Consider the following 12564-nt stretch of genomic DNA (forward strand, 5'->3'; position numbering starts at 1 on the left):
TCACTTAAAAATAATTTAAACTGATAGAAATGAATGAGGAATAAATGAGTAGAAAAATTTATTTATTTCAGCCACTTACTTTAAAAGCACAGCGTCTCTTCGCCCTCTTTGTAAATTGATCATAAAAAACAGTATGAACTGAGAGAATTGAATGAGGAGAAAATGAGAAGCCATAAAAAGTATGCTTTAGATCACTGCTCTAAAAGCGCAGCGTCTCTTTGCCCTCTTTGTGCATAATTCACTTAAAATCTATTTAAAGTCAGGAGTAAATGAGCTTGCAACGTGTCGTTATCTAAGCTAACGCGGTTACAAGCTTGCCTTTTTCATGCGTAGGTTGCATGGCCATTCGATCAGTGCCTTTTTCGTATTCTTGCTCCAGCATTTTTTGTAACTCTGCAAGCTGCTCTTTAATGGTGTCTATATCAGCACCTTGCTCTTGAAGTTTTTCTGCCAATGCTTCGATTGCTGCTTTTAACTCAGCAATTTTTTCTTTATCAACTCCTAATCGTTGATAGATAAGCGCCTCTTGCGCATTTTCTAAAAAGCTTTTGTCTTGTGGCTTAGCGCTTGCGATTTGCGTTTGTTCGCTATCGCTGGTTTTAGCTGTTGCCGCAGGGCCAGAAGTTGCCGCTACTTCGTCAGCTTTTGCCGGTTTATTTATTGTACTAACATAAGTACTATATTGATTTTTAAAGGTTATTGATGTCATCAGCTCAAATCCATTTTTGCGTTAAAATATCTATCTTTAACTATTTTCACTTAGATACTTGTATGTGAATAACTACAGCAACTTTAATACCAACTTATATTTGTTATTCGCTTCGCTTTAACTCTTTATTTTAAATTAAGCCCATTTAGCTCATTACGCACCCATTGCTTATCGAGATATTGCTCTAAATTCAGCTGGGCAAATTTTAAAAAGCTGCGCGCAGCATGAGAAATATGCCTGTCTGTGCGCACTACAAAATACCAATGGCTGGCTAAGCAGGTGTCGGTTACATTGAGCACTTTAAAACTGTTATCGCCTTTTGGTAATACATGATGGGAAAGCACAGCAATCCCCATTCCAGAGGAAACAGCAACTCGTATGGCTTCGTTACTGGCCATTTGCACACTATCACTAAGGACTAAACCACGGCTTTGTAATTCGCTTTCAAAAAGCATACGCGTAGCAGAGCCTGGCTCTCTTAATAAAAATCGATATGGCATTAAATCAGCTAATGTTAATGCTTTTACATCGGCAAGCGGATGATCAAGCGGCACAATAAAGACCAATGGGTTATGTAAAAAACGCGCGGCTTGGGCATGTTCAAGTGATGGTGGGTGGCTAAACACATAAATGTCGTCTTCTCCACGCTCAAAACGCGCTAACACTGCAGAGCGGTTGCCAATTTCCAATGGCAGCTCGACATGGGGATGGGCATTACTGTAAGGCCCAAGTAACTTAGGCAAAATATATTGTGCAGTGTTTACCATGGCAATTTTACAGCGCCCGCGCTCCCCGCCTTTAAGCTCGGCTAAATAGTCTTGGTAATCATCAAAGTGCCCAAACACTTGCTCACAAGTTCTAAATAATTGTAAGCCAGCCTCGGTAACCTGTAATTTTTGCTGTTGCATAACAATTAAAGGCTCATTAACGGCTTCTTGTAAGCGCTTAATTTGCAAAGAAACGGTAGGCTGGGTTAAATGCAATTGCCGAGCTGTTTCGCTAATGGAGCCGGTTTTAACTACACTCATAAAGACTTCGAGTAGCCTAAACGATAGTTGCCTTATGTTCATTATTCACCTCATAGATTTTTATCTATAAGATACTATCATTCATTTTATTATTTACTATACAAAGATAGGCTTACAATAGCGCCGCTTAACAAATTGAGTAACTAATAACAAAAAGGAGAACAGTGTGCCTGATATCGTCGTAATGTTTTTTATTCTAGGATTAGTGGCGGGGATTTTACGTTCTGATTTAGCAATACCTAAAGCCACTTATGACACACTAAGTCTATTGTTAATGCTCACCATAGGGTTAAAAGGTGGCATGGTGCTGCATGGTAACTTAAGCTGGCAACTTCTTCCTGAAATGGCCTCGGTTATGTTACTCGGTGGTCTTATTCCCCTTACTCTTTACCCTATTTTAAAATATGTTGTTAGACTCAGTGTGGCCAATAGCGCCAGTATTGCTGCGCATTATGGCTCGGTAAGCGCAGGTACCTTTGCAGTTGCATTGGCTTATGCAGAGTCAGCTAAATTAGAGGTAGGTGCTGAGGTTACACTGTATTTAGTGATGCTCGAATTACCTGCCATTATTGTCGGTTTAATGCTGTATCGTAAACTCGACAAACAACATAGCCAAAGTAATACACTGTCACTCAAAGCGCTTTGGCACGAAACACTTACTAACAAAAGCGTGATTTTGTTAGTTGGCGGTGTGATCATCGGAATGATGTATGGCACACAGCAAGGCAGTCAAGTAACCAGTCTTTTAACCAGTAGTTTTAAAGTAGTACTGGCATTGTTTTTACTTGAAATGGGTTTAGTGGCTGCGCAAACTCTGCGCCCATTTCCTTGGCAGCATTGGAGACTCGCTGCATTTGCTATTATTACTCCGCTATTTTTAGGTACTATCGGCGTGGCTGTAGGCACACTATTAAAATTAGAATTAGGCTCGGTGGTGATACTCGGTAGTTTAGTGGCTAGTGCGTCTTATATTGCAGCCCCTGCGGCAATTAAAGCAGCCGTTCCCAAGGCTGATATTGGCCTAGCTATGCTCAGCTCTTTAGGGGTAACGTTTCCGTTTAATGTGATTGTTGGTATTGGTTTGTACCATAAGCTTGCGCTTGCCATGCACTAAAATAAACACCAATAAAGCCCAACATGGGCTTGTATTTTTTAACTATGCCCCGCCATTACTAAGTTATTACCCTCTTTAAAAACTCAACAAATATAAAACAAAAACGCTAACTTATTTCTACAATCAGATTGCAATTAAGCGATTAGTTTACGTAAAAAAACATTTTAAAAATTATTTTGATTGAGCAATTAAAAAACACTTTACTTGGTATAAAAAGCAGCATAAATTCGCAGCCAAATTAATCTGCTTCAAATAATCGCGCCACTATCACACCTAAATCAGCAATTATTTAAACCCTTTTTATCGGAATAATCTAATGGTGGAACTTGCCGCTAATAGTAAATCAAATAATCCTTTAGCCCCTGTTATTGGTTTATCTTTTTTTGCTATTGCTTCGGGCTTTTTAATGAGCCTGATCCCGTTATCACTGAGTGCTTTTAAGTTAAGTATTGATCTTGCGCCTTGGCTTGCCAGCGTCTTTTATTTTGGTTTACTTATTGGCGCGCTGTGTATTGAGCGTGTGGTAGTAAAAATTGGCCATCGTGTGGCATTTATCGCATTTTTAATGTTGCTGATCATCAGTGTTATTGCACAGATCATTTCCCCTACAGCCACAATGTGGTTAATTGCGCGCTTTGTTGCTGGTATTGCTGTTGCGGGAGTATTTGTAGTGGTTGAGTCGTGGTTGTTAATGGCGAATACACCTAAGGCGCGAGCTAAACGCTTAGGTTTATATATGACCTCTTTATATGGTGGCAGCGCTGTGGGGCAATTAGCAATCACACCGCTTGGCACTGAAGGTGCCGTACCGTATTTATTTGTCGTGGCCCTTTTGGCGTTGGCTATTTTAGCACCATTATTAATTACCACAGGCCAACCTAATGCTCAGCAATTACAAAAGCTGCCACTTAAAGAGTTAAAAACTCTCAGCCGCCCTGCTATTTTAGGCTGTTTAGTATCAGGATTATTACTAGGCCCTATTTACGGGTTATTACCTGTTTATATAGCCGCGCAAACTGATCAAGCCCAATATACCGGCTTACTTATGGCGGTGATTATTTTAGGTGGCATGCTGGTGCAACCTTTAGTGAGTTATTTATCAACCCGTATTATAAAAAGCTTACTTATGGCTATTTTTTGTTTTGTTGGTGCTGCCAGCGTAATGGGAATATTAAACGCGCATAGCTTTGGTGGATTAGTTGTAAGTTACTTTGTATTAGGTGCGTGTAGTTTTGCACTTTATCCGATTGCAATTACTTTAGCGTGCGACTCCTTACCTATGGCAAAAATAGTGTCAGCAACTGAAATAATGCTGCTCAGCTACAGTGTTGGCTCTGTATTAGGCCCGTTGTTGGCAACGCATTTTTCTGATGCAAGCCATGGTGTGCTTATTTATTTAGGTGGTTGTTTAATTACCACCTGTATTTATATGCTCATAAAAAGTATGAAAAAAATACCCACAGGTAACACCCCTGTTGCAGGTTAATTAACGCGATAAACCGCTTAAGCTTATTCGTTTGCCACTAAGCGGTTTATACCTGCGCTACCACTTTACTAGCTATGTTTTTTAACTCTTTTAGCTCAATTTGATACTCGTTTATGAGCTCGTCAACAAAACAGCTGCGGTTGTTGTCATCACTTATGATAAACACCTTGTGTTTAGCACGAGTGAGCGCCACATAAAATAAGCGTCGCTCTTCGCTATGGGCATACAAATCTTTAGCGGGTAAGAGAGCTTCTAACATTGCAGGCGATGGCTTAGTGCTCGGAAATCCAAATTGCCCGCCATGCATACCTAATATAACTACATAATCGGCTTCTTTACCCTTTGAACCATGAAAGGTATCACACTCAATTTGTAATGAAGAAAAGGTGTGCTGCAAGGCGTTAATATCGGCTTTAGTAGGTAGCTGAAAGCGATACCGCGCCAGTAAATACACAATAGCGGGCTTATTTGTGTTGATAGCGCCAAGTACATGGTCAAGTGCCCCATTATTTAGCTCAGCTATTTTTGTATTTTTGCTTGAGACAACATTCGCTGTTTTTAATACGCTAATAGCGGGCTTTGTCACTTGTGATAACGAGTTAATTTGCTTAGCTAACTGGGCAGGGTTTTTCATGATAAAACATGAAGCAACCTCACTAATTTTATTATTAAAACGAAACGTAACATCCAGTATGGTTTGTGTGGTAAAACCAAAATGTGCGGCAAATTCTGTGGTCAGGCGCATATCAGCACCACTAAAACGGTAAATAGCTTGCCAGTCATCGCCTACTACAAACAATGAGCTTCTAGGCTTACTATCGCGCAGCGCTTTAACCAGCGCCGCACGCGTATGCGATATATCTTGAAATTCATCAACCATGATATAACGCCAAGATGATATAAACTTTCCTGTATTAACATAATCGAGGGCTTTGAGGATCATATCGTCAAAGTCTATTTCACCTTGAGTATGTAAATAATGGTTATAGTTGGCTAATAATGGCTTTAATAATTTCCAAGCCTGCTGTATCTGCTTTGAATCGTTCTCAAGCGTTATATTTGCTGTTTTATACACGCTAATTAATTGACTAAATAAAGTCGCTAACTTGGTTAAATAACCGCCAGCTTTTATCTCTTGTAGAAGCGCTATATGATTAGGCTTTGCAGTGCTTAATTCAAACCCACTTTTAACGTCATTAAGATTGTTATTTATATAGTTTACCAATGCTTTAGCATACTGTGGCTTAGCATTAGCAAGCGATTCAAAACACGCTTCAACCCATTTTATTTTAGCTTTTTCGTTTTCAGCAAGTTTAGATATTTTAGGCGTTTTTCTCTCAACCTCACTAATAATTGTTAAACCTAAGCTGTGAAAAGTGGCGGTTTTTATAGCCTGTGTATTCAGCTTAGCTTTAATACGTTCGTCCATTTCACTGGCAGCTTGCTTACCATAGGCGAGTAATAAAATATCATCGTAATTAGCTTGCTCACTGTTAACTAAATAGCCCGCTCGCGCCACCATTACACTGGTTTTACCTGTGCCGGCTCCGGCTAATACGAGGTTATTATCGTCATCGATAATGCATGCCCGTCTTTGCTTCTCAGTAAGTGGGTTTGCTTCAACGTTATCGAAAAAACCAGCATAACGCTGCAACTGTGTCTGTGTGTATTTATGCTGTAAAAAGCGAGTCAATGGATCGCTCCACTGACTATATTGTTCGAGCAGTTTTATTTGCGTGCTAACAACAGCCAATGCCTCACTCTTTTTTATCCAAGGTAACCAGCGGTTGTATTGTTGTTTAACGCGCTGTTTTATATCTGCCACATAGGATTGACGCAAAAATTGATGATGTGCAAATTGGTTAATATTTTCTAGCAGCTCATTTAATGGTTCAATATTATTATTGACCCATAGCTGATCCGTCTTGGCTTTAAGTATTCGGTGACTGCCATAAGCCCTCATCCACACTCGATACTGCCCAGACTGTGTTGAAAAACGTAGTGTTTGTCCAAGCACCCCATATTCATAACAAATAGGCGAGGTTAAATCGCACCAATTCAGTGTATCTGTGTGCTTTTTGTTGTTAATGACTAAACCTTGTTGATTAATATCAACAGCGAGGTGTGGGGTAAACAGACGGCCAAATACGCTGGGGAAAATAGAATTCATTAACAGCAGAATTCCTTTATAAAAATGAACCAATTAACGCTATTTTAAGGTAATACGCGCTGTAAGGATAATAAATCTGGCGGTAAAATTTTCAACGCGTTAAAGTTGGACAAAAAACAACCAATCAATTTATCCATTTCCTTGGCATAACTCCCTATTGTGACTAATATTTACTCTACATACAGTGATTTAACAAGGATTGAAACATGCGAATTAACTCAATTAGAACCAAAGTTATTTTACCTATTGCTTTTTTAGCACTGATCCTTGCAGGTTTACTTGTATCAATTGCATCAATTACTTACATACAAGACAACGCGATGAAAAGGCAAACCGAAACCTTTTTTGAAGCCGTTACCGTTATTTTAAATGCTGACAGAGACATATACCAAGCACGTATTGCACTGGAAAATCTACTCAGTGCCACAGGCGATAATGAGACCAATAAAGCAGAGTTTTTAGAAAACGCTGAACAAGTCAAAGACCGCTTCAACAAATACTTAACGTACTTAAAAGATGAACGAGCACTATTGTCAAAACATGACTCTTTTTCTCGTTTTGCGCCTTTATACAATCAATGGCTAGACCACAGTAAAACGTTAATGGATTCGAGTCACTCACAAAGTAAAATGCAAAGTGATTTGAATCAAACTGAATCTGAATTTTTACAAATACGAGAAATGATGGATCAAGCAGGTGAAGAGCTTCGCATCCATACCAATAAACAGCAGCAAGATAAAGTCGGCTCAGAGTTATTAAGTCGCTATGTAGAAGCAATGGCCGAGGTGCTCAATGCAGATAGAGATATATACCAAGCTCGACTAGCAAAACAAAAAATTGTAAACCAACATGGCGAATTGGCACAAAACCAAAAACTATTTGAAGAAAATGCAGCTCAGGTTATTCGTCGTTTTAATAGTTACCGCAGCTACTTAATTGATGAGCCACAACTGACACAAAAATACGCTAATTTTGATCAACTTTATCAACAGTGGTACGAGAAAGGAAAAGCGTTAGTTTACTCAAGTTCGGCTAATCAAATAGCCTTAATTGATGATAATTTAGCGCAAGCAGATAAAAGCTTTAATGAATTGAGAGAAATACTTGATATAGCGGGCGAAGAAGCGCGAACCTATGCTCGAAAAGTAAAACATGAAGTGCAAGCTAGTATTCAACTTTTTGAAAAAATTGTGTTTGTTATCATTATTATTGCCTTTATTGTTGCTTTAGCTGTGGGTTATTACATCCCTAAAAAACTCACCGACAATATAAATAATATTACTCTACGAATCCAAGAAATTGCCGCTGGTGATGGTGATTTAACGCAAAGAATTAATACTACATCACATGACGAGCTCGGTGAGCTGAGTAATGAGTTTGATAACTTTTTAGCGCACCTGCAGCAAATAATAAAAAACATTCAGCAGCAATCCATTCAACTAGGTACTGTGACCGGCGATCTTAATAATGTCTCTGATACCGCGATGGACGTGACCCAGCAACTTGCTAATGCGTCTGACTCTATTGTAAGCGCTGGTCATGAAATGGATATGGCAAACCAGCAAATGGCTGAGCTGGCTAAAAATACCGCCCACGAAGCTGATATTTCTAGCGAGCAGGTACAACAAGGAGTTCAAGCCATTGATGTATCGAGTAAAGCAATTGAAGATTTAATCAATGATATTCAATCGGCTTTATCAAACTCTATTGAATTAGAAAGCAGCTCAACCGATATTACGTCTGTACTTGAGGTCATTAGAAATATTGCCGAACAAACTAACTTATTAGCGTTAAATGCCGCGATTGAGGCCGCCAGAGCTGGCGAGCAAGGCCGTGGGTTTGCCGTTGTCGCTGATGAGGTTAGAACGTTGGCTACTCGCACACAACAAAGCACCGATGAAATAGATACAATGATCCAACGCTTAAATAACAATGTAAAAGCGTCATCAGATTCTATTAAAAACAGTCAAACAAATGCTAATGCCACACTCAGTAATTTTGATGCCGTTATTAGTATTTTTAGCAACCTAACTCACGCCTTTGAAAAAGTGCAGCAAATGTCGGCCGAAACCGCACAAGCAACACAAGAACAATCCCATGTAGCAAACGAGATTAATAGAAATTTGGTATCGTTAAAAGAACAGTCAGCACAAATGAAACAAATCTCTGAGCAAACAACATTGCAGTCAAAAAATGTATCAGCGCTTTACAAGCAAATGAAATCGCAAGTAGATAGCTTTAAGGTATAGTGCTGTATGTTTGTAAAACAATGGCGCAGTGTTTACTGCGCCATTAAGATAAACCCAACTAAGCCGAATAGCCTAGGCTAGTGTATCAATAATAATTATTTCACACTCTGTTGCTGCAGTTAGCGTGATAAAATCAGCATGAGTGACCTCAGCACCATCCCCTTTGTTCATGGTAATTACACTGTTTTTGTCATCTACAGTAAATGCACCATCAGATGCAAGTACATAAGCTTGATGATCAATACGCTGAGTGATGGTGGTACCTTTTGCAAGCTTTCCACCATAAATGCGTGCTTGTTGATTGATAAATAAGGTGTTACCCGCATCTTCTGCATAACCCGACACTAAAAGCGTAAGCTCGTTAGCTACGTCGGTCGGAAATTTTTTACTTTCCCAACGCGGCGGCACATCTTGTTTATTACTTTGAATCCAAATTTGATAAAAAGTAAGTGGCTCATTGGTACGATTATACTCAGAATGCACAATACCTGTGCCTGCACTCATTACCTGCACTTCACCTTGCTCGGTTATGCCTTTATTACCCATACTATCTTGATGAGTAATGGCACCACTGCGTATGAAACTAATAATTTCCATATTTTTGTGTGGATGAGCTCCAAATCCCATTTCAGGTGCAACCCAATCATCATTAACAACGCGTAGTGTACCAAAGCCCATACGTGCCGGATTATAGTAATGTGCAAAACTAAAATGATGTTTAGATTTAAGCCAACCGTGATCGGCACTGCCTAAACTATTCTTTGGATAATGATTGATCATGGTCTTTCCTCAAAAAGAATAAACATTAATTAATATGGACGTTCACGGTCGTGTGGAGCATCAAAATGATGCTTTGCACCCAGCGGTACTATTTGTGTTGGATTAATCGTTAAGTGGCTTACATAGTAATGCACCTTTGTGTACTCTAAATCGACTGTTTCTTTAACACCCGGTACTTGGTACAGCTCGTTAACGTAATTGCTAATATGGTGAAACTCGCTTAATTTTTGACGGTTACACTTAAAATGCCCGTGATACACCGCATCAAAGCGAATGAGGGTTGTAAATAAACGCCAATCAGCTTCTGTAATAACATCACCAACGAGATAGCGCTGCTTAGCTAAACGCGCTTCTAGCCAGTCTAAACTATCAAATAGTGCGGTGTAAGCCTCGTTGTAAGCTTCTTGTGTAGTAGCAAAACCGGCTTTATATACGCCATTATTAATGGTGTTATAGACACGGTTATTCACGGCTTCAATTTCTTCACGAAGTGGCTCTGGATAATAATCATCAGTATTGCCAGTGAGCTCATTAAACGCACTATTAAGCATACGAATAATCTCTATTGATTCATTATTTACAATAGTTTGCGTTTTTTTATCCCATAAAATCGGCACAGTAACCCGCCCTTCATAACTAGGATCGGCTTTTAAATACAATTGATAGGCGTAATCTAAGTTATAAAGTGGATCGCCCTGCTCGCCAAATTCCCAGCCGTTTTCCATCATGGGCGCTTCAACAATACTCATAGAAATAATGTCTTCGAGCTGCTTTAATTTACGAAAAATAATCGTTCTGTGCGCCCAAGGGCACGCTAGCGATACATATAAATGATAACGCCCCGCCTCAGGGGTAAATTTGCTTTGTGGCGCTGATGAAATAGTATCCCTAAAACGGCTGTCTTGACGTACAAATTTACCGTCGCTTTTTTCAGTGTCGTACCATTTATCGACCCATTCACCGTTAACAAGTAATCCCATGTCCGTCTCCTAAGTATGTAGAATGTGCCAACCTTACGCAGATTGGCAGCTTAAAGTTCAATCAGTTATGTGATCAGCTTATTGGTTTAATTTGTTATGAATTTTTCCATCAAGGGATAGCTTTCCAGCTCCTTGAATAAATAAGGCCAAGGTAATTGCCAACAACGATAAACCAAACTCGTAACCGTTGTTGCTCATAAATAAGCCGTTATCTATATGTACGGTAAAAATAGCAACCACCATAGTGATAGCCAGTACAAAACTCGCAGGACGCACCAACAAACCAACGATGAGTAGTAATCCACCAAAAAATTCAGCGCCACCCGCCATTAATGCCATTAAATAGCCCGGTGCTAAGCCAATCGACTCCATCCATTGCCCTGTGCCTTCCAAGCCATAGCCACCAAACCACGCAAACAGTTTTTGTGCCCCATGAGCACTAAACACTAATCCTGCAATAAGCCTTAATGGTAGTGTTGCAAAAGACTGTTCAGTTTTTGTGATGGCAGCTGTGATATTTTTAATCGTCATAATGTTTACCTGTATTGTTTCTGTTGATTATGCAGCTATTGTATAAGTTGAATTAAAATTAAATAACTCCTATTATTTGCTTTATATGTTCAAATATTTTGAACATTTAATATTTGGTATGATGATGAATACACCCCCTATTAGCATAGAAGCTTTACTGGTATTAGACGCCATTGAGCATCGTGGCAGTTATGCAGCCGCTGCAGAACAACTTAATAAAGTGCCATCAGCCCTGTCGTATATTGTTAATAAACTTGAAGAGCAATTAAATGTAACTTTATTTCAGCGCCAAGGTCGGCGAGCAGTTTTAACCCCCGCAGGTAAACATTTACTGAGCGAGGGGCGTAAAGTGCTCAATGCTATAAATAATTTATCGGAGCAAACACAAACCATAGCTAATGGCTGGGAGCCTAGAATACGGATTGCTTGTGACTCAATTATTGACGTAACTAATGTTTTTGCTGCTTTGCAACAATTTTTAATTGAACATAAAAGCATTGAAATTGATGTAAAAGAAGAGGTGATGAGCGGTACATGGGAGGCGTTAATAGAGGACAATGTTGACTTAGTGATTGGTGCACCCGCCCCCGTGCCTGCTCAAAAAGGGATCAGAGCAGTGAAAATAACGGATATTCAAAATGTACTTGTGGTTCACCCAACCCACCCTTTAGCAAAAGAGCAAAAACCCATCAAGCCTAGTGAGCTTGGTCAATACACCACAGTGATAGTTCATGACTCTGCAAAACAAAGTATTCCGTGGTCAGCTAATTTAATCGAAGGTAGTCAACGTTTTTATGTAAGCTCCGTAAAACAAAAAATTACCGCTATTTTATCGGGAATCGGGATTGGTTATTTACCAGTAAACCTTATTGCTGAACATATTAAAGCTAAAAAACTTCATGTTGTGGAGCTCATTGAACCACGTCCTATTCAAGACTTATACCTTGCATGGAAAATAACCAACAAAGGTAAAGGATTAAAAAAATTGACTCAACTTTTAATCGACAATAATTTACAGACATGAAATAAGCAAACTACATAAATGCAAAAGCCCATGCTAACTAAATTAGCATGGGCTTTTTTAATCACTAATAGATGTTATAAAGCAAGATCTTGCTTAGCACGTGTTAAGTTGTGCGACACTAACTCGTTACCTGATATTTGCTGTGCTTCGTAAAAGTCAGATAACGCTGCGGTTTCGTTTTTAGCCATTAAACGGCCAACACCGCGGTTACTTAAAGCAAATGAAGTCAGCTCACGTACTTTAAAACGTGGGCCTGTACTTTGCTGTAATAATGTAATTGCTTTTGAGCAAATTTCTTCAGCTTGGCTGTAGTTTTTTGATTTTACATTTAATGCGCAACTGTTAAATGCAACTTCGAATTCTTGTGGGGCTGTTGCAGCCTCTTCAATAACCATTAACTTGTAGTCACTTTGATCAGCCATTACAGCAGCTGAGCAAGTTAATAAAGAGCCAAGAGCGATGGTTTTGATAAGTGAGCGTTTCATGATTAGTT

The 12564-nt window shown here is 39.3% G+C and carries 11 protein-coding genes; 4 read left to right on the plus strand and 7 right to left on the minus strand.

What is annotated here, in order from left to right; all coding sequences use genetic code 11:
- Positions 1–292: 292 nt before the first annotated feature.
- Entirely contained in the window at positions 293–709 is a 417-nt protein-coding gene (locus PTET_RS08910; RefSeq protein ID WP_013465115.1) for a hypothetical protein, read from the minus strand.
- Between the two features lie 125 nt (positions 710–834).
- Positions 835–1779 carry a LysR family transcriptional regulator gene (locus PTET_RS08915; RefSeq protein ID WP_024603121.1) on the minus strand — a complete coding sequence of 315 codons (945 nt, stop codon included), beginning with the start codon at positions 1777–1779 and terminating at the stop codon, positions 835–837.
- 124 nt (positions 1780–1903) lie between these two features.
- Here PTET_RS08915 and PTET_RS08920 point away from each other — a divergent pair, with 124 nt between their 5' ends.
- Positions 1904–2851, plus strand: coding sequence for a sodium-dependent bicarbonate transport family permease (locus tag PTET_RS08920; RefSeq protein ID WP_024603122.1), 948 nt, complete (start codon positions 1904–1906; stop codon positions 2849–2851).
- A gap of 316 nt (positions 2852–3167) precedes the next feature.
- Complete coding sequence (locus tag PTET_RS08925; protein WP_096038500.1) at positions 3168–4337, plus strand: MFS transporter; 1170 nt, start codon at positions 3168–3170, stop codon at positions 4335–4337.
- Positions 4338–4383: 46 nt separating this feature from the next.
- Here PTET_RS08925 and helD read toward each other — a convergent pair whose 3' ends face one another.
- Entirely contained in the window at positions 4384–6507 is a 2124-nt protein-coding gene (gene helD, locus PTET_RS08930; RefSeq protein WP_096038501.1) for a DNA helicase IV, read from the minus strand.
- A gap of 206 nt (positions 6508–6713) precedes the next feature.
- Here helD and PTET_RS08935 point away from each other — a divergent pair, with 206 nt between their 5' ends.
- Complete coding sequence (locus PTET_RS08935; protein WP_096038502.1) at positions 6714–8756, plus strand: methyl-accepting chemotaxis protein; 2043 nt, start codon at positions 6714–6716, stop codon at positions 8754–8756.
- Positions 8757–8828: 72 nt separating this feature from the next.
- On the opposite strand, the gene PTET_RS08940 is transcribed toward PTET_RS08935, so the two are convergent.
- The 3 genes from PTET_RS08940 to PTET_RS08950 all read right to left on the minus strand — a co-directional run bounded on the left by PTET_RS08940 (position 8829) and on the right by PTET_RS08950 (position 11047).
- Entirely contained in the window at positions 8829–9536 is a 708-nt protein-coding gene (locus tag PTET_RS08940; RefSeq protein WP_096038503.1) for a pirin family protein, read from the minus strand.
- A 29-nt stretch (positions 9537–9565) separates the two neighbouring features.
- Positions 9566–10516 carry a glutathione S-transferase family protein gene (locus PTET_RS08945; RefSeq protein WP_024601612.1) on the minus strand — a complete coding sequence of 317 codons (951 nt, stop codon included), beginning with the start codon at positions 10514–10516 and terminating at the stop codon, positions 9566–9568.
- A 78-nt stretch (positions 10517–10594) separates the two neighbouring features.
- Entirely contained in the window at positions 10595–11047 is a 453-nt protein-coding gene (locus PTET_RS08950; RefSeq protein WP_058154782.1) for a DoxX family protein, read from the minus strand.
- Between the two features lie 124 nt (positions 11048–11171).
- Here PTET_RS08950 and PTET_RS08955 point away from each other — a divergent pair, with 124 nt between their 5' ends.
- Positions 11172–12071, plus strand: a complete 900-nt coding sequence (locus PTET_RS08955; protein ID WP_024601610.1) for a LysR substrate-binding domain-containing protein — start codon at positions 11172–11174, stop codon at positions 12069–12071.
- A 74-nt stretch (positions 12072–12145) separates the two neighbouring features.
- On the opposite strand, the gene PTET_RS08960 is transcribed toward PTET_RS08955, so the two are convergent.
- Positions 12146–12556, minus strand: a complete 411-nt coding sequence (locus PTET_RS08960) for a hypothetical protein (protein WP_013465125.1) — start codon at positions 12554–12556, stop codon at positions 12146–12148.
- Positions 12557–12564 lie beyond the last annotated feature (8 nt).

This window comes from Pseudoalteromonas tetraodonis (assembly GCF_002310835.1).
Lineage (GTDB): Bacteria > Pseudomonadota > Gammaproteobacteria > Enterobacterales > Alteromonadaceae > Pseudoalteromonas > Pseudoalteromonas tetraodonis.